Below are 18,826 nucleotides of genomic sequence, written 5' to 3' on the forward strand. Positions count from 1 at the left end.
TCCTGATGTCTGTATCAGCAACAACCAAGCCCATTATCAAGGTCAATCATATTGCACCGCAGGTGCAATTGATTGGCCAACAACAAACACCTGTGATTGTGATTGATAATTTTGCTGAAGATATCGCTCAGTTGATCGCTATTGCGGTCAATGACAGCACATTCCGTCAAGATAAAGGCTCATACTACCCAGGATGTCGTACATCATTGCCCAAGCAATATGTTATCGAGGTTCTCAATGCGCTGTACAAACTGATCTACGACGTTTATCGCATTCCAGCATCATTACGATTAAAGCCGCAGCAATATGTCTATTCATTAATCGACAAACAGCCAGAAACCTTGGCTCCACTACAATGTTTGCCTCACTTCGATGCGACAAACCCGCATTACTTTGCCATTTTGCATTATCTTAACGATGGTCCACATGGCAATACAGGCTTTTTTAGGCATAACCTCACCGATCTTGAGCGGATAACGGCGGAAAATATCGAAGACTATTTTACCAAAGCGCAGCCTTTTCTCGACAGCAAAACCCAAACACCAGCCAGTTACTTTGTTGCCAGCGACGAGCATTACAGCTTGTATCATCAAATCGAATATCGCCCAAATCGCTTAGTGATTTACCCCGGTAACTTATTACATTCAACCATAGTAAACCCACAAACTGACATTGATGCAAATCCTAGTTCAGGTCGGCTCACCACTAATATTTTTATAAATTTTCAATAACATAAGGAACACGTTATGGTTAATCCTCTTGGGATAATAATGCCTATTCGCCATAAAAATAAGCCACAAAACAGTGCGTCTAGCACCACCTTAAGCCCTCTTTATAGCGCCCTGTTGATGTGCAGTTTTGTCACCATCAGTCCAGCAGCGCTTGCCGAACACCCTAATATTACGCCTGAAACCCTGCATGCATTAACAGTATTGTCCGATAGCGAGAAGTTGCGTATTGGCGATCGTATCAGCCAAGTCGAAGACGAGGTTAACCGCTTATTACCACAGCTTACATTGGCTGAAAAAGTGTCATTAGTACATGCTGCGGGCAAGTTTCACATCCCAGCCATTGAACGCTTAGGAATACATGAAATGTGGATGTCTGACGGCCCACACGGCGTGCGTTATGAAATTGACCGTAATTCATGGGCACCTGCTGGCTGGACTAACGATTATTCCACTTATTTACCACCATTAACCGCAGTAGCCGCCAGCTGGGACCCAAACATGGCCAGCCTGCACGGCAATATTTTAGGTGCAGAGGCGCGTCATCGTAATAAAGACCTTATTCTTGGTCCTGGTGTTAACCTAGCAAGATTGCCATTGTATGGGCGTAACTTTGAATACATGGGAGAAGACCCATTTTTAGTTGCCAGTCTAGTGGTACCTGAAGTGCTTGCGATTCAAGCTAATGATGTCGGTGCAACCGTAAAACATTATGCGTTAAATACTCAAGAGCTCAACCGCACTGGAGTGAATGCCAAACCTGATGAACGCACACTTCGTGAAGTGTATTTGCCTGCATTTGAAGCGGCAGTAAAACAAGCCAATGTCCATTCTATTATGGGCTCATATAACGAGTTTCGCGGCACGAATGCCAACCAAAGTGCACATCTGGTTAATACAATATTAAAAGGCGAATGGGGTTTTCAAGGGGTGTTATTAACTGACTGGAATGTCGACATAAACACTTATGATGCTGCGATGAACGGTCTTGATATTGAGATGGGCACCGATGTCGCTGATTTTGACGACTACTTTTTTGCCAAGCCATTACTGGAAATGATTAATGCAGGCAAAATCCCAGTAGCGGTGTTAGATGACAAAGTTCGTCGTATTTTACGATTAGAACTCAGTATCGGCATGATGGATAAGCAGCGCCTATCGGGCGAGCGTAATACTCAGGCACATCGTGATGATGCTCGCACTATTGCAGCCAATGGCATAGTGCTACTCAAAAATGACAGCAATATCCTGCCATTGAACGCCAACAAACTTAAACGAGTATTAGTCTTAGGCCCCAATGCCGACAAGCGTCACGGCTTTGGTGGAGGTTCATCCGAGGTTAAAACCTTATATGAAATTAGCCCGCTAGAGGGATTAAAAGCTAAACTAGGTAACAAGGTTGATATTACCCTAATGCGAGCTGCCAGCAGCAAGTTTATGCCTATTCCTAATGACTATCTGACTACTCGTCATTGGACTGGCACCCCGTCTTGGCAAATTAACTATTATACTGATAAAGCAATGACCAAGCTTGCCAGTGAATCTTGGATTGCCGATCCGCAGTTTGATGCAAAAGGCCAACGTCAATTTGTGGAGATAAAAGCCAACCTTAAACCAATCGAAAGCGGCAGCCATAGCTTTAATATCAAAGCAGACGGAAACATTGCTCTATTTATCAATGATAAACCTTTATTAACCTCAACCACGGCACAGTCAGATAGCATCATCACTAAAGCAATAAAGCTAACAGCAGGCGAAACCTATGCAGTTAGCTTACGCTATCAGGGCGACCAACAAGCCACCTTGGGCTGGGAAACACCCAACAGCTTGTACAATAGCGAAAAAGAATATTTAGCCGCGGCGAAGAAGGCTGATGCAGTATTTTATTTTGCAGGCTTAAGCCATGCCGATGACCGAGAATCAATTGATCGTCCAGACATGATCTTACCCGGTCAGCAAGATGAGGTTATTGCCAAGCTGCTGAAAGCGAATCCCAACACAATCGTGTTTATGATTGGCGGTTCGGCGGTTGAAATGCCATGGGCCGATAGCGCAAGTACGCTTGTGTGGGGCTGGTATGGTGGTATGGAAGCAGGCAACGCCTATGCCGACATGTTATTTGGGGATACTAATCCTAGCGGTAAAATGCCGATAACCTTGCCTAAAAAACTCATCGATACCGCACCTATTGCGTTAAATGATTACAATGCAACTGAGTCATTATATTCCGAAGGTGTGTTTATTGGTTATCGCTGGTTTGAGCAACAAAAAATTAAGCCTTTGTTTGCTTTTGGTCATGGTTTGTCTTATAGCAAATTTAGTTACCAAAACATTAGTCTATCAAGTGCGAGTATTGCAGGCGACGACACCATCACAGTCAAAGTCGATATTACTAACACCAGTAAAGTCGATGGTGCAGAAGTGGCTCAACTGTATTTACACGATGTCAAAGCCAGCGTCCCACGCCCCATTAAAGAGCTAAAAGGTTTTGATAAACTGTGGTTAAAAGCCGGCGAAACTAAAACAGCTAGCTTTACCTTAACTCAACGTGATTTATCATTTTGGGACGTTAACACCAATGATTGGCTAGCAGAATCTGGCACATTTGAAGTGATGATTGGAGCATCGGTTGCAGACATACGCTTACGTAAAACCTTTGAGTATCAGTAAGTAAAATAAATCATTATATTCAAAAGATCTAACGAAAAATGGCTTAATGTAATCAACATTAAGCCATTTTTATAACGTTACACTCTCAATTCAATCTCGTGTTAAACAACCTTAAATCGAGCCACTTCTGAGCGTAATGATTGACACACTGAAGCTGTTTTTAGCGCAATTTGTTGGTTTTCAGCAATCACATCATTGCAATGACGGGTTTTATCAGATAACTCAGTTAGATTACGATTAATCTCCTCGGTTACATGGGTTTGTTGTTCAGTTGCCGCGGCGGTATGTGTCGACATATCGGTCACTTTGGCTGTGGCTTGCAAAATTAAATCAAGGGAAATTCGTGTTTGTGAAGATAACTCGACCGTAGTCGCGGTTAAACTCGCCCCCGCTTCAATGGTATGAACGGCATCGTTAACACCACGTTGCAGCTGCTCAATCATATTCTGAATATCTTGAATTGATCGTTCTGTTCGGCTGGCCAAGGTTCGTACCTCATCAGCAACCACCGCAAATCCACGGCCTTGCTCACCAGCGCGAGCCGCTTCAATTGCCGCATTTAACGCCAGCAAGTTGGTTTGCTCTGCAATACCGCGGATCACATCAAGAACCGACGCAATTTGTGACGAATTAGTCGACAAGGCTTGAATAACCACCACAGCATTTTGAACAGACGTCGACAGTTGTTGAATATTATCGATAGACAACGACAGAATGCGTTTACCTTCAACCGTCTGATCATTCACATTATTAATTTCAGATGCGGTATCCAATGCATTTTTAGCCACTTCACGAACCGCTGAGCTCATTTGATTGACGGCGGTAACAATACTATCCACTGAATAATGCTGTTCTTGGCTAATTTGGCTGGCAGTTGCAGCATTGCCCGCTAGCTGTCCAATACTGCTATTAACCTCATTAGACTGTTTATCGATAGCAATAATCATTTGCTGTAAATGATCAATGAAATGATTAAATGTTGTGGCTAGCTCGCCAATTTCATCATGTTGCCTAATGATTAATCGACGGGTTAAATCACCATCACCTCGACTAATATCAGTGATACGATCGTTCACATCATTAATTCTATCCACCACCACTTTAGGGCCGTAATAAGCCAAGAAGATGGTCAAAATAATCAGAATGCCAGACACTGTAAATAATATTGTTAGCTGATTTTTTGCTGTTTGAGTATTATTTTGGTCGATTAATTTAACTTGCTCATCGGCACGCTCGCCGGCCGTATTATAAATATCACGCAATCTTGAAAACTCAGATAAAGACACGTCCTTATAACGTTGTTTTGCAGTGGGATAGTCTCCCGCTTTAACTGCACTGATTACCGACGACGAGGCCGTAAACCATTTGTCATATTGAGTATCAAAGCCGTTTAGCCCACTGACCACATCTGGGTAAAGTGTTAACAGACGGCTAAATTCGGCAACTCGCTGCTTAGCTTGATCGGCATTCTCTTGCCAATTACTGATTTGATCATCTCTTTGCTGCGCACTTAGTTCACTACTAAGCAAAAGAACTTCACTTAAATGAGCTTGATATAAATCGCGATCACCATTGATAATGCTTGAAATAGCAGGATTAAATTGACGACTGAGCTCATGGATCTGCTCTAGTTGATTTTGACTCTGAGTGGCATTAGTAATGGCCATAATGGCTACAGCTACTGCAAATATAATGAATATCAATGAGAATTTAGCGCGAATAGTGCTAAACATAGCAACCTCCGATGAATGTTGTAATTTAGGTATTTTTATTATTTGTGATTAAACAACAAATTTATCAATCTATAATGGCTAACGCTTATTCCCCATTCAAACACCGGCCTTAGTGTCAATAAATGTCATCAATAACTCACTTAACTGCTGTGCTTCGATTATGTTTTCTGACTCGGTCAATAAATGTATAACACATTCTGCCGTACATAATCCTCCTTCTATTTGGTTTCGCCTCAGTGGGTATATCGACTTGGGTGAATTAATTAATAACACTTTAGGTAGTGCTTTGAGATATGGACTTTGATTAAACATCTTGCGAGCTTCTTGCCAAGTTGCATCAATAAGCACTAAATATAATAGTCTTTGAGATATCTCGCATACTTTTTGCGAAATATTTTTATCATCACTGGGGAAAACTAACCCCACCTTACCAGCTGCAATCAAACGTAATAATTCAGCATCAGGCTGTTTACGGTGCCACTCAACCACACGAGCGCGCTCGCCTAACACCTGAGACACTAACTTGCCCGTATTATTGGCTCGTAACATTTCGCGAGGATGAGTTAACAAAATAATATTCACAACAATACTCAACTGAACAAATGATTAATTTAATTTCGCAATGTAACACAGATGCAAAAACGATAGAATAAACTCAAGATAGATAAAAAAATCAATAAAAATTAGATGGATACTTTAGCGTTAACCTGTTCATTACCAGCATCACTTTACGCTATAATCGCAAAAATATTTTGCTAAGTTATCCTACCCCTTAATATGAGTTGAGCTGAGATAATGCTATTACAACAAGTTATCGCGCTGTTTTTCACTATGCTCATTTTAGCCATAGTGCCAGGTCCGGCTGTATTTGCGGTGGTATCGCGATCATTTTCGAATGGATTTAATCATGGTACTGCCATTACCTTTGGTGTATTGCTGGGGGATTTTATTTATATCCTATTAGCACTGTTTGGGTTATCGGCAATAGCTAACGCCATGGGGCCAACATTTGAGCTAATAAAATACGCTAGTGCGCTGTATTTATGCTGGCTTGGCGTCAGTATGCTGCGAAACACAGCAAGGGGCGTTCAGTTAGCCACCACGCCCAAGGTCAGTCAGCTTAAGAATATCATCACCGGCACAGCAATTGCGCTAGGCAATCCTAAAGCCTTAATATTTTACGTCAGTTTCTTCCCTGCCTTTGTGCCGATGAACCAAGTAGATGTGACCGATGTTATTATCATACTGGCTACTGCAACCCTGGCTTTTGGTTCTGTTAATCTGACTTATGCTTATTTAGCCTCTAGTGCAAAGCATGTATTTACCTCACCCAATGCGGTCACCATAATCAATCGAACCGCAGGCAGTATTATGTTGATTGCTGGCATATTGATTGTGTTAAATATTTAGGATGTTGCAATGAGCGCAGTACGCTTTACTCCCCTTACATTAGTCAATGGATTAACCTTAAAAAACCGTGTTGTGGTACCGCCAATGGCATCCCAAACGGCAGACAATAATGGTTTAGCCACCGAGAAAACCTTTAGCCATTATCAAGGCTTAGCCCAGTCTGGTGCGGGCTTAGTGATGGTAGAGTATAGCCATGTCAATCTAGCAGGTCGCAGCGAAGCAAATCAGCTTGGCGCCCATGATGACGCCTGTTTACCTGGACTGAGTCAAATTGCCAAGCTATTACACCAAATGGATGTTAAAACAGGCTTACAGATTACCCATTGCGGCGGCAAAGACAGTGCTGCTATTAGCACCGATATTATGGGTCCTTCTGGCATTGTAGTGCCAGCATACGATCGCGTATTACCCACACCGCGCGCCATGACACAGGATGATATAGCAAGATGGCAGCAAGACTTCGTCAATAGCGCTATTCGTGCCGACAAAGCTGGATTTGATTTAGTCGAAATCCATTGTGCTCATGGTTATGGTATCAATCAGTGGTTATCGCCGCTAACCAATCAACGTACAGACCAATACGGTGGCAGTGTTAAAAATCGTGCCAGAATCTTGCTAGAGATGGTCAGTCAGATAAAACAAGCCGCGCCTAGATTAGCCATAATGACCCGTATTCCCGGTCAAGATGGTTACCCAGGAGGCCTATCCCACAGCGATATGGGCCAAGTTAGCCAGTGGTTAGTTGATGCGGGCGTGGAAATACTCAATGTGTCGTCAGGCATTGGCGGTTGGAACAGACCTAAAGATATCCGCGGCGAAGGCTTTTTAGTTGCCGATGCTGCGCCATTAACAGGTAAAACTGCTGCTGCGGTTATTGGTGTTGGCGGCATTGAAACCCTTGATTACATTGAGACCATTTTAACGAACAAGCAAGTAGATCTGGTGGCAGTTGGCCGCGCCATTTTGGCAGGGCCAACTGATTTTGCAACACGTGTAATGGTTAACAATTAATCATGATGTAAAGTCCATCATGGCTCAACGTCATAATAGCCGATATGAAATCATCATCTAGAGTCTAAGCTTGAGTAGTAAAAAAGGCCCGAATAACGCGTTATTCGGGCCTTTTTAATTCTATGACAGACATTACTTGCCGATTGTTTGCAGCTTTTGTAGATAATCCGCTTTGCTGAGTAAGGCTATGACTTCTGCCGGTTCTAACCATGATTCTAATTGCGGTAAGCTTTCAGCATGCTCCAATTTCCACTCGGCAATGATCCTCGGAGCATAAAACAACGGTTTTTGCTCATCTAAGTCAGGTAACTGAGCAAGGTGCCATGTAAATAACTGTGGATTATTCACCAGTCGACTGAACGGATGCATGTGTTGTAGATGTGGCATTTTAGCCAGGTTGGCTTTCAATTCAACCAGAATGTGAACTGGTTTCTTTTCTTCTGGCGCTCGCAGTAACCCAATGGTTTTAATCCATTTCGTGCGCCGCGCGCCGCCGCTCAACCATGAAAGTGGGATCGATAACATTAACCCTATGGTGATCGGTAATAACCAGTAAAACAATTCCTTACTTAGCAACATTGCAGTCAAAGCAAGTACAACACCAAACACAGTATGGCCAAGATGTGCACGCATCACTGGTATCCAGCTCAATGCGCCGTCATCTCTTGATTGGGGCATCCAGCCACTGTCTTTACCTCGAAATATAGATAACACCACGCCAAACTGCGACACCATCAGAATTGGCGCATACAGAGCAGACATTACCATTTCGAATAAGGTACTCAAGGTTAACAAGATGGGACCACCAAATCTTAAGCACCGAGGAATATTAATCATCGCAGCAAACCAGCCAAAGGCTTTGGGGGCCAATACAATTGCCATTGAAACCACAAACAGACTTAACGCGCGCTCAGAGTCAAACACTGGCCAGGTTGGAAACAGCGATGGATTAGCAAAATACTCAGGGCGAATAAAAGCCGCCTGAACGGCAATCGCCAGCCCCACCATAATTAACGCTAACCAAAAAATGGCACTTAGGTAAGACATGACCCCAGACAAAAGATGCAAACGGGTTGGCAAGGAAAACCCTCGGGCGAACATAAATGCCGAATGCTGTAAATTGCCCTGACACCAGCGGCGATCGCGGATCATCACATCAAGTAACGAAGGAGGGGCTTCTTCAAATGAAGCCTCAATATCGGTATCAAAACGTACCCCCCACCCCGCACGGCGCAGCAGCGCCGCTTCAATAAAATCATGACTTAATACATGGCCGCCAAAAGGTGCTTTACCGGGCAGAATAGGCAAATGACAGGCTTCAGCAAAGGCTCTAGTGCGAATGATGGCATTGTGTCCCCAAAAATTTGAAGACAAACCATGCCAAGCCGACAAGCCCGCAGCATAGATGGGACCAAAACATTGATTAGCAAACTGTTGTAGCCTGCTGTATAGGGTATTGGCGAAAACAAGTGTCGGCAAGGTTTGAATAAGGCCGACACCAGGCGCGGCGGCTAAACGACGTGATAGTGTCACCATCGACTTTGCGCTCATAATGCTGTCAGCATCAAGCACTATCATGGCTTCATAATCACCGCCCCAACGTTGCACCCAGTCACCGATGTTACCGGCTTTACGTTCACTGTTTTGGTGACGACGACGATAATACACTGGACACTCTGGTTGATATTTATTGATAAGTGCTAAGAAGGTAGCCTCTTCAGCAATCCAAGCATTAGCTCGATTAGTATCACTGAGAATGAAGAAAGCATACTTGCCTGGCGCAGTGGCAATGAGATCTGCACTCATGGCTTCAATTGTGGCCCTAATGCGCAGCGGATCTTCATTATAAATCGGCAGTAAAATAGCCGTTTTAAAGCTGGGGTCTATCTCGCTCTCTTTTACTAACCGCGGCTTGAGATGCAATAGAAAACCCAATAAGGCCTGCGAGAAAGCAAAAGCAACCCAAAGAAAGTTAATACTAAACAACACTAAAAAGACTATCTGTAAATTGGTAATGTTATTGGTGTTTAGCACCAAATACATTTCCCTTATACCGTAAGTAGATAAGCCCGCAGTGACCATAAACACAAATAATTGGGCAACAAACGTGCGAAGTCTAAACCACATAGTCTGTTGACTGGAATTCAATCGATGACCAGCCTCAGAAACTTCATGACGATTCATAACCAATGGCGATTCGTCAGGCAAGGCTCGTTTACGATGATTTTTTTCGGTCATTGCCGCCGACAAAGCATTATCTTGTTGTATCATAATGGCCAGTCCTCCGACGTAAATCGATACAACCACGTCATGCCAAGCGGTTTATCGTTATTCCTCAGCTGTACACGCAATTCAGCTACATCGGCATCTTCTGGATCAAAAGTAACAAACACTCTTGCACCATCAACATTAGGATTGGGCTCAATACGGGCCTCTAAAATCGCGCCACTACTGATACTCGCATCAACGCTAATGTTGCTAACATCATTTGCACTAAGATGGCTATAATCGATAACGATCTCGTTTTTATCGGTAAATAACTTACGACCACCAGCCGTTCGAACGACTTTAACTTTGCCCTCAGTTTTGGGAATATTATCTACCCAAGTGAGTTGGTATGAATATGCAAATGGCTGATCTTTTTTCAATCCATTTTCTGGTTTCCAATAAGCAACAATATTGTCATTGGCCTCCGAATCCGATGGGATCTCAACCAGTTCTACTCTGCCTTTGCCCCAATCACCTGTTGGTTCAACCCAGGCGGATGGACGTTGATGGTATTTGGCTTCAAGATCTTGATAGTAATCAACTTGTCGATGTGGCTGCATCAGACCAAAGCCCTTAGGATTTTCGTCCATGAAAGAACTCACCTGCAATCCCCGTGGATTATTCAGTGGTCGCCAAATTTTCTCACGATTACCTTTCTCCATCAGCAAGCCTTCAGAGTCATGCACCGCTGGACGGTAATCAGCTGTATCAGCACGGTCTATACCGCCATGCATAAACATTGATGTTAACGGCGCCAGACCCACATTTTGCACATCTCGCCTTGGGAAAAGCATTACATCGACCCCCATTCGAGTTGGATCGCCAGGGTAAATAGCAAAACGATAGGCGCCGGTTACGCTAACACTGTCAAGCAACGCATGAACCACTATCGCCTTTTGGTGGCTTGATGGACGTTCGATCCAGAATTTTTTAAACAGCGGATATTCTTCGCCTTTAGGATCGGCAACATTAATGGCTAGTCCACGGGTCGACAAACCATAAGCTTGCCCTTTAGATACTCCCCGAAAATAACTGGCCCCCTGAAACACTAAGAACTCATCTTTATAATCATCGCGATTAATGGGGTAATGCAGACGAAAGCCGGCATATTTACCGACTTGTTGCAGTAACTGACCAATTGACTCATCTGGCACTCTAAATGATGATTCAGACACGGCAACCGGAAATGATTTACCGTTTTCGACCACATCAATGTCGACTAACTGTTTATAGATATAGCCAGGCGCAAATAGTTGTATAGAAAAAGGTGTGGGTGCATTGCCCCAAATAGCGGCATCTTGCTGGAAATTAATTTGGCGATAGGTGGAATAATCTATTTTAGTCAGCGCTTCAGGGGCTTGTTTAGGTTCAATAAAAGGTTTCTGCGACAATTTACGTGCAATCTCGACGACTGTGTCATGGGAGAAGGCCTTACCATCCGTTTTGGGTATTGTTGTCTGAGCGTTAACAAGGTTTGTCCATGAGACGAGTAACACAAATACGACAAGGTTAAGAAAACCTTTGACAGACAATTGGTCATAAATCCTTTGTTTAACCGGTGAATCGCAAAACAGATTCAAAGTCCTTAACATATAAAACTCCTTAATTGAGCATTCACAAAATAACATCACAATATCGCACTAGTAACTGAACTGACCCTCTGCTATTAATCGGAAATAATGTTGATCGAGGTAGGCGTTAATCGAAGATCATTGATATCGGCTTAACCTCAGATTGGGTTAAGCAATGGGATAAACGAGCCAAATTTGAATATGGGTTTTACTCATCACAATGTCAGGACAAAGGACGGCTTGATATCCGATATTATCCCGATTTAAGGTTCCTTGTTTGTACTGGGTTTATCACGACAACATGGGCTCAGCTTTGCAAGAGAGTGAAACCAAGTCGTTTGAACATAAACTTCTATTTATTAATAGTAGAGCTTCTAGTTATTAATAGCAGAAAAACTTAATCGTTTTATGTATTTCCCCTACAATATGAATCATCTTTAATACTCCAACGGTATTTGGCTTAACGATAAAGCCCGTCTTTTCACCAGCAATCGCGATTATCTGTAATATGCCATCAGGTAAATGCAATCGACTATGCTGCAATTGTTCCAGGTAAATAAATTGACCTAATAAAATGAGTAAGCTGAGAGGAAAAGGGTTGAAGTGATGGTTTTGAGATCATGGCTCAATGAAGCCAAAAGGAGTAATAAAATAAGCGGTCATTGGATCACAGCGTGCTGAGCAGGGCGTTAATCTAAGGCTACTTTTAAGCATGAGTTAACGCCCATATCGATTGGAGCAAACATGATATGGGCATAGGCACAATGCACTTAAATCAGGTCTGACGATATTGAGATAATACCTTTAAAAATAAGCGGATAACGCCTAACCCTCTGACCAATATCATCACTCATCACTTGTCGATACAAACGTTCAATGTCGTCATCATCTTCAAACACTAACAACAATCTGTCGATTGCCGTATGCAGACCTTTCTTCAAGTATGGCTGAGCCTGAAACTCAGCAATATTGTGTCTCACAATCGCTATTTTTTCAGGATGAAGCCGAAGCTCGGCAAACACTTGCTCAAAATACGCCATATGTTGAACAGGTGTAGCCCGATTTGAGCGCCGTTGTCTTGGCTGCGACGAACCTCGTTTAAAGTACACTGCTGGCAATCACGTTACCTCATTAACCATATGTTATTCAATTAACTTCACCGTGAGTTAACTTAATAGAGCCAATAAATCATTGGCACTGCCCTGCCATGGACCTTGAGTACCATCCGATAAAATACTGTCCGCTAAACCTTGCTTATGCTGCTGCATTTCTTGAATTTTCTCTTCAACAGTCCCCTGGGCAATCAGCTTATACACAAAGACCGGATTTAACTGACCAATACGATGGGCACGATCAGTTGCTTGCCTTTCTGCGGCTGGGTTCCACCAAGGATCAAAGTGAATAACGGTATCCGCAGTGGTTAAATTAAGCCCGGTGCCGCCAGCTTTTAAACTGATCAAAAACACTGAGTTGCCGCCTTCTTGAAACGCATCAATCTGGGTTTGACGGTCGCGTGTTTGCCCTGTCAGCTTACTGTAAGTAATCGCCAAGCGTTTTAACTCATCTTCAATCAGCGCTAACATGCCAGTAAATTGGCTAAAGATAAGAATTTTACGGCCATCTTCAATCATGTCAGGCAGGTTTTGGATAAGCCAAGTCATTTTAGCGTTATCTTTTACTTGCTGAGCTTGTTCAAGCTTAACTAAACGAGGGTCGCAACAGGCTTGGCGAAGTTTGAGTAACGCATCTAAAAACTCAATATGACTGCTCGATACGCCTTTTTTAGCAAACAACTCACGCAATTTTTTCTCCATCACTAAGCGGATAGATTCATATAAATTACGTTGGTCTTTTTCAAGCTCCAAGGTTTGGATAATTACCGTTTTTTCAGGTAACTCAGATACCACTTCCTGTTTAGTGCGTCGCAGCATAAAGGGCGCAATACGCTGGCTCAGTAACAAGGATTTTTCGACATCAGCCTGCTTTTCAATCGGACCACGAAACTGTTTATTAAAGTAAGTATGCTGACCTAATAGACCTGGTAAGCAAAAATCCATCAACGATTTTAATTCACCTAAATGATTTTCAAGTGGCGTACCAGATAAGCACAAGCGGAACTTACCTTTGAGGGTTTTAATGACTTGAGTAACTTTGGCTTGGGCATTTTTAATCTGTTGTGCTTCATCCAAAATAATGTGTTCAAACACATATTCACAGTAAATAGCTTCATCACGCAACATTAAAGGATAAGTGGTCACGACCACATCAAACTGGTTAATTTGGTCTAATAATGGTTGGCGTTTATTACCGTGGATCACCACTACATTGAGCGATGGTGCAAACTTGTTGGCTTCTTTTAACCAGTTACCAACTAAACTGGTCGGGCAGACAATTAAACTGGTGCGATGTTCAGTCGCTTCTTGTTTAGCTTTGAGTAGAAATGCCAAAGCTTGAACTGTTTTACCAAGGCCCATGTCATCGGCTAAAATGCCGCCCAGTTGATATTCCTTGAGGAAACACAACCAATCAAAACCCTGTTTTTGGTAATCACGTAATGTCGCATGTAAACCATTGGGTAATTCAACCGGAACAACCCCTTTAAACTCAGCCAGTTTCGTGGCTAAGTTGCGCACTCGCTCGCCATTAAGCAAACGCACATCGCTAGCAGACAAATCATTTAAAATATGTGCACGGTTACGAGGTATTGCAATTACATCACCAGAATGGCGGTTAAATAACTCTTGGATAATGCTGATCAGTGGCTTAATGGTTTTGGCTTTAATTTTAATAAAGCCGCCATTAGGACCAGGTAACAGCAATTCATCGTCATCTGCTGGTTCACCATTTTGTTGTAACCAACGAGCCACTAAAGCCAATAACGGTACACTCTGCCCATCAATGTCGGCACTGAGTGATAACGAAAACCAACCCGACTCATCATCGTCAACCAAGTCGACATCAAGTTGTGCATCAGTAATTTGTAAGTCAAAATCATCATCAAAGTGAATGTCCATGCCCAATGCACTTAACGCATCAAGACCATCACTGGTCAACTCAGACCATTCAAAAATAGACTCAGGTAATAAACCGACACTGACATAATAGGGTTTATGTGAACTGACTAAGACAGGGTCGGGCTCAAGCGTCACTAAGCCAATATCGGTTAATGATTGCAGCGCGGCTAATTCATGATCTACCTGTCGATGCACTTGATATTGCACCTGATCCTTTTTAACTAAGCTAATCCGTTCTGGCTTAGTCGAGGCATTAAAAGTAATTTCACCATAACAATGATCGACTCGAATAACCGGTTGCATGATCTGACTGCTGCTGAAAAACTCACGCGTAAAGGTTAAACGCGTAACCAGTTCCGCGGTTATCTCACAAAAATCAATCTCGCTTGGAACAGGCACGGTTTTAGGTGAAAAATGTTGCAGCATTTTATGGCTAATCGCATCAACTTGAGCCAATGGCACCGGCGGCATATGCTGTAACAAACTGAGTTTTTTCACGGGTAAATCTGTGTCTATTCGGCCTAAATGCAAATAGTCTAGTTCCACATACAAAGGGGGCTCGGTGGCAATAAACTCCCAATTTTCAAGCCCAGGCATGCGCATTTGCATTTGAGTATGTTTTTTATCTATCTCACACCAGATAAACTCTGGGGTAATGGCTTTGGCCCAGGTCAATGGAGTGCGATTTTCTTCCCAAAAACACACTTCGGCGGCAAGCATTTTTGTCAGGGCTAAAAATGAAATTTCGCCATCGATATAAATTTTTGAGCCTTGATTGTTAGATGATAATAGCAAGCTAATAATTTGTTTATCTTCAGGATCTATCCACCAAGGCATGCTATAACGAATATCGGCTAATGCCAGCTTACTGCCTTTATTGTATTGATCTTTTTTATTTAATTTACTGCGTTTGAATTCGACAAATATGCCGTGAGGATCATTAGATAACACATAGATAATGCGGTCTTTTTCTTCCTCTTCATCTTCAAATTCTGCTACCGTTTTTTGTTCATCAAGTTGGCGTAACCATTGATGAATGCGCTGTTCTTCAACCGGTTTTTTATCCACCAGTGCCAGCATAGCTGCAGCAACGTGTTTACAATTGGTTCTGACCGGACAAGTGCAATGAGATCGCATCACAATTTTGTGATTAACGTTGACTAGGGTAATTTCTTGACGATAAGGCTCAACAGCAGATCCCTCTACATAGGCCTCAATATCATGGTTGTTACTGCTGGCAGTAACTTCGAGTACCCGGCCTTGGATCAAATAGTTTTGCGCTTTTTGAATTTGCGTGGCCGAAAACAGTTTCGCAATCATCTCTAATGAAAGCTTAATGGGAAGATTAAACAGTTTCGCCGACATCAATATACCTAATAAAACCGCAGCAAAATAAACACTGGCTGCTGATAAAAAAGTTAACTTGCCATTCTATGGAAGAAAGCGGGCAATATCTAGGCTTAGCTGGTGTTTCGGACAAAAAACTCGTTCAAACACACTATATTATTGAGATTACGCACTCAGCGTTGCTATCAATACACAGATACAGCAGCAAACCGAATCATCATACGAATTAACCCGTAAAAAAGTTTTACTTATGTTTGCGACAAATTAGCAAAACCAGTGGCAAACTGGTTTTATGCGACCATTGTTATAATACTGTGCCATTAAACGGCAATTGAGACGAGCAATAACCTAGAGGTTTTTTAACGGGTAATGTATCGCCAATCAATATGAACCATCAGTATTGGCTATCAGGTTGTGGCGATGAAAAGATGGCCATAGAGTGTGCCTATTGTTGCTAAGGGATAGTACTTAGAGATATGGCTGAAAGACATTGGGCTTAGTCCAATGCTACTGGGTTAACACTGCTGCTTAATGGGTAGGTCAAAGGCTAGTGAACAGACAGTCATGTTGGCGCATTTCTGTATAACCAATACCAGTAAGCGCTAACGCCACGCAGTTTAATCCATTGCCGAGAGTGTAATCTTAATAACAAGTCGCCACAGATAAGCGCTGGCGACTTGTTTATTAAATCAATATTAGAAACGCTCTACCGACCACTGAATCGCCATCAAGCCAATCGCGATAGATCCAAGCTGCATGCCCCAGTTTCGATACCAGTTTGTGTGGCGTAAAAAGATTAACAACGGCAGCACTAGAGCTAGAATCGCCAGTTGGCCAATTTCAACGCCGACATTAAAAGCTAAAATCGCTAATAGTTTTTGATTTTCTGGCAATCCAAGTTCACCTAATACTCCCGCGAACCCCATACCGTGCAATAAACCAAATGCAAAGGTAATCCAGCCTAATCGCAACACAATCGGCCAAACATTATTTAGTGCGGCAAACAATACCGATAATGCAATACCCAGCTCAACCCAATGGCTACTAAAATTGAGTATCCCTAATGCTGTGGCCGTTAATGTCACAGAATGCGCTAGTGTAAACGCGGTAATAATCCATGCTGTGTCTTTAAATATTTGCTTAGGATTGTCTATCGGATTCCATTTTCTCTGCTCACGCACTAATACGCAGGTTAATAATAACGCCAGCAGAAATAGAACATGGTCAGTGCCCTTCCAAATATGAATAATCCCTTGATACACATATTCAGTAAATGTGTCACTCACCTGACTTTCACCTAAGTTAATCAATATTATGCGGTTATCATTGCTGATCACACGAGCATATTGATGATCGGACGTGATAATTGTCGTGATAGCTTTATGATCGGAGTCGATATTAAAAAAAGCATTATAATTTATCGATAACGGACCAGAGCTATCGCAGGCAGCGTTAAATGAACTAACCAAATACCCTTCACTAAAATGCTGATCAATTTGCTGGATTGGATTGAAACTGAGCGGACAATCTTGTTGCCTACTGATCATTAATGATGCGCGTAAATAATCCATCACCGCCACTTGATGAGCTTGTAACTCTGCCCAAGTAAGTTGGCCATCTTGATTGTCATCAATAGAAACGATTTGGTTGATATCGAAAAGGCGCACTTGCCAAGTCCCGTCAACTTGCCCTTGCTTATCCAAGTTAACAGCCAAATAACTGGTGCTCATTTGATGGCCAAAACTGACATGACTGAACAGCAACAGTAGCAATAATAAACCGCCTTTTATCATCGAAAAAAATCCTGTTAATGCTTTCACTGATTTATCCTTAGCCTGCTAAATTGTCGACAGTAAGATTGCCACTAGCTTGTACTGACTTTTTATCATTTTTAGCCTGACTGAACAATGCCTTAGCTTGCTCTAATAGCATTCTGTCATTAGTTTGACGTGCTACCTGCCAGTTTATTTTAGCCCAGTAAAGTGCTTTTTTGGGCTGTACATCAACCTTTAAGTAATATTGTGCTAAATCGGATGCATGCAAGCTGTCATGTCTTTGCTCGCGCAGTGTCACGCGTTGAGCAAAAGCCCATTGCCATTTTACAGTATTGCCAAGGTATTTTTCCGCTATGGCAAGGCGCAACAGTAATGCATCATCCTGCACAGGATGTTGCTCAATGACGTTAGACAGTTTGTCGTACACAACTTGATGCTGATTAAGTGAAAACTGCACATCTGACCATAAGGCTAATAAACTGACTGGCGCATTATCCATGTTCGCCTGATCTAAATAGCCTAATGCTGCTTCTGCTAAATCTTGCTTTAATGCCATATCTGCAAGAATTTGCACAAGCCAAGTTTTTTCTGGTTCATTCGCCGGCTGATACAAGCGATACAAACGAGCCAATTCTTGATAGCTTTCGGCCAGTTTGCCATTTTGGCTAGCGACCTCTAGAGCACAGGTAGAAATCAATAAAATATCGGCTTTACCGATTAACGTTAAACACGCTTGTCTTGCTGCAACAATATCCCCCTGTACCAGATGAATATTGGCTTTTAATAACCAACTGTTAACCGCGGTTGGCTTTAATTCAATAGCGCGATCTAACGCTTTTAATGCCCGATCGAATTGATGCTGATGTTGTAATACCCGAGCATATAAGTAATAGGTTTGCGCATTGGGACTGGCATTAGCCATCTTGGTTTGTAACCAAGCTTTTGCGCGGCCATAACGGTAATCCGCCTCACCAGGATATTGTCCTTGTTCAATAAAATCACTGATGTCATCTAAACTCATCTGTTGATCGGTATCATTAAACACCTTCCAAGTTGCAACAACTTCGTTGTTATCCTTAGGTGTATAGGGCGCCGCAAGGCTATTACCGATAAACAATAAGCATAGGCTGGCAAACATGCCCATATTAACCATAGAGTGTCGGTACTTTATCATTTGTGTTAACCGCCCTGTTGTCACTTGCATAACGCCTCCAAAATGCCATCCTTGGTCATTTATACCCTGTAATACACCGCTAACCCCCTGTTAATAAGATGATTAATCGCTGCAATAGCAGGGTA

General features: G+C 42.6%; 12 protein-coding genes. 4 read left to right on the top strand and 8 right to left on the bottom strand.

Annotated elements, in window-relative coordinates:
• The first annotated feature begins 5 nt into the window (after window positions 1-5).
• Both H5114_RS00210 and H5114_RS00215 read left to right on the top strand, forming a co-directional pair.
• Window positions 6-731: a DUF6445 family protein gene (locus tag H5114_RS00210; protein ID WP_124016243.1), complete on the top strand. Its 726-nt coding sequence runs from the start codon at window positions 6-8 to the stop codon at window positions 729-731.
• Window positions 732-746: 15 nt separating this feature from the next.
• Window positions 747-3,398, top strand: coding sequence for a glycoside hydrolase family 3 protein (locus tag H5114_RS00215; protein WP_259395196.1), 2,652 nt, complete (start codon window positions 747-749; stop codon window positions 3,396-3,398).
• Between the two features lie 101 nt (window positions 3,399-3,499).
• Here the strand turns inward: H5114_RS00215 and H5114_RS00220 are convergent, their stop codons facing one another.
• Together H5114_RS00220 and H5114_RS00225 are read right to left on the bottom strand one after the other, a co-directional pair.
• Window positions 3,500-5,131, bottom strand: a complete 1,632-nt coding sequence (locus tag H5114_RS00220; protein WP_182721905.1) for a methyl-accepting chemotaxis protein — start codon at window positions 5,129-5,131, stop codon at window positions 3,500-3,502.
• 96 nt (window positions 5,132-5,227) lie between these two features.
• Window positions 5,228-5,713 carry a DTW domain-containing protein gene (locus H5114_RS00225; RefSeq protein ID WP_124016245.1) on the bottom strand — a complete coding sequence of 162 codons (486 nt, stop codon included), beginning with the start codon at window positions 5,711-5,713 and terminating at the stop codon, window positions 5,228-5,230.
• Between the two features lie 213 nt (window positions 5,714-5,926).
• Between H5114_RS00225 and H5114_RS00230 the strand changes: the two genes are divergently transcribed.
• Complete coding sequence (locus H5114_RS00230) at window positions 5,927-6,541, top strand: LysE family translocator (RefSeq protein WP_182721906.1); 615 nt, start codon at window positions 5,927-5,929, stop codon at window positions 6,539-6,541.
• Between the two features lie 9 nt (window positions 6,542-6,550).
• Window positions 6,551-7,552, top strand: coding sequence for an NADH:flavin oxidoreductase (locus H5114_RS00235; RefSeq protein ID WP_182721907.1), 1,002 nt, complete (start codon window positions 6,551-6,553; stop codon window positions 7,550-7,552).
• A 132-nt stretch (window positions 7,553-7,684) separates the two neighbouring features.
• On the opposite strand, the gene mdoH is transcribed toward H5114_RS00235, so the two are convergent.
• The 6 genes from mdoH to H5114_RS00265 all read right to left on the bottom strand — a co-directional run bounded on the left by mdoH (window position 7,685) and on the right by H5114_RS00265 (window position 18,731).
• Window positions 7,685-9,823, bottom strand: coding sequence for a glucans biosynthesis glucosyltransferase MdoH (gene mdoH / locus H5114_RS00240; RefSeq protein ID WP_259395197.1), 2,139 nt, complete (start codon window positions 9,821-9,823; stop codon window positions 7,685-7,687).
• On the bottom strand, window positions 9,820-11,412 hold the full coding sequence (locus H5114_RS00245; RefSeq protein WP_182721908.1) for a glucan biosynthesis protein G: 1,593 nt from the start codon (window positions 11,410-11,412) through the stop codon (window positions 9,820-9,822). The genes mdoH and H5114_RS00245 overlap by 4 nt, the downstream gene beginning before the upstream one ends.
• A 749-nt stretch (window positions 11,413-12,161) precedes the next feature.
• On the bottom strand, window positions 12,162-12,509 hold the full coding sequence (locus H5114_RS00250; protein WP_182721909.1) for a hypothetical protein: 348 nt from the start codon (window positions 12,507-12,509) through the stop codon (window positions 12,162-12,164).
• A 48-nt stretch (window positions 12,510-12,557) separates the two neighbouring features.
• A complete protein-coding gene (locus tag H5114_RS00255; RefSeq protein ID WP_182721910.1) occupies window positions 12,558-15,770 on the bottom strand; it encodes a DEAD/DEAH box helicase in 3,213 nt (1,070 codons plus the stop codon).
• 677 nt (window positions 15,771-16,447) lie between these two features.
• Window positions 16,448-17,572 carry a HupE/UreJ family protein gene (locus H5114_RS00260; protein WP_310736371.1) on the bottom strand — a complete coding sequence of 375 codons (1,125 nt, stop codon included), beginning with the start codon at window positions 17,570-17,572 and terminating at the stop codon, window positions 16,448-16,450.
• 10 nt (window positions 17,573-17,582) lie between these two features.
• A complete protein-coding gene (locus H5114_RS00265) occupies window positions 17,583-18,731 on the bottom strand; it encodes a lipopolysaccharide assembly protein LapB (RefSeq protein ID WP_182721911.1) in 1,149 nt (382 codons plus the stop codon).
• Between the last annotated feature and the right edge of the window lie 95 nt (window positions 18,732-18,826).

The sequence above is a fragment of the Shewanella sp. SR43-8 genome (assembly GCF_014163775.1).
Taxonomy (GTDB): Bacteria; Pseudomonadota; Gammaproteobacteria; order Enterobacterales; family Shewanellaceae; genus Shewanella; species Shewanella vesiculosa.

What these genes read in the sequence shown, in the direction of transcription:
- H5114_RS00210 (WP_124016243.1), top strand. Translation starts at nt 6, where the DNA reads ATGTCTGTATCAGCAACAACCAAGCCCATTATCAAGGTCAATCATATT.
- H5114_RS00215 (WP_259395196.1), top strand. Translation starts at nt 747, where the DNA reads ATGGTTAATCCTCTTGGGATAATAATGCCTATTCGCCATAAAAATAAG.
- H5114_RS00220 (WP_182721905.1), bottom strand. Translation starts at nt 5,131, where the DNA reads ATGTTTAGCACTATTCGCGCTAAATTCTCATTGATATTCATTATATTT.
- H5114_RS00230 (WP_182721906.1), top strand. Translation starts at nt 5,927, where the DNA reads ATGCTATTACAACAAGTTATCGCGCTGTTTTTCACTATGCTCATTTTA.
- H5114_RS00235 (WP_182721907.1), top strand. Translation starts at nt 6,551, where the DNA reads ATGAGCGCAGTACGCTTTACTCCCCTTACATTAGTCAATGGATTAACC.
- mdoH (WP_259395197.1), bottom strand. Translation starts at nt 9,823, where the DNA reads ATGATACAACAAGATAATGCTTTGTCGGCGGCAATGACCGAAAAAAAT.
- H5114_RS00245 (WP_182721908.1), bottom strand. Translation starts at nt 11,412, where the DNA reads ATGTTAAGGACTTTGAATCTGTTTTGCGATTCACCGGTTAAACAAAGG.
- H5114_RS00255 (WP_182721910.1), bottom strand. Translation starts at nt 15,770, where the DNA reads ATGTCGGCGAAACTGTTTAATCTTCCCATTAAGCTTTCATTAGAGATG.
- H5114_RS00265 (WP_182721911.1), bottom strand. Translation starts at nt 18,731, where the DNA reads ATGCAAGTGACAACAGGGCGGTTAACACAAATGATAAAGTACCGACAC.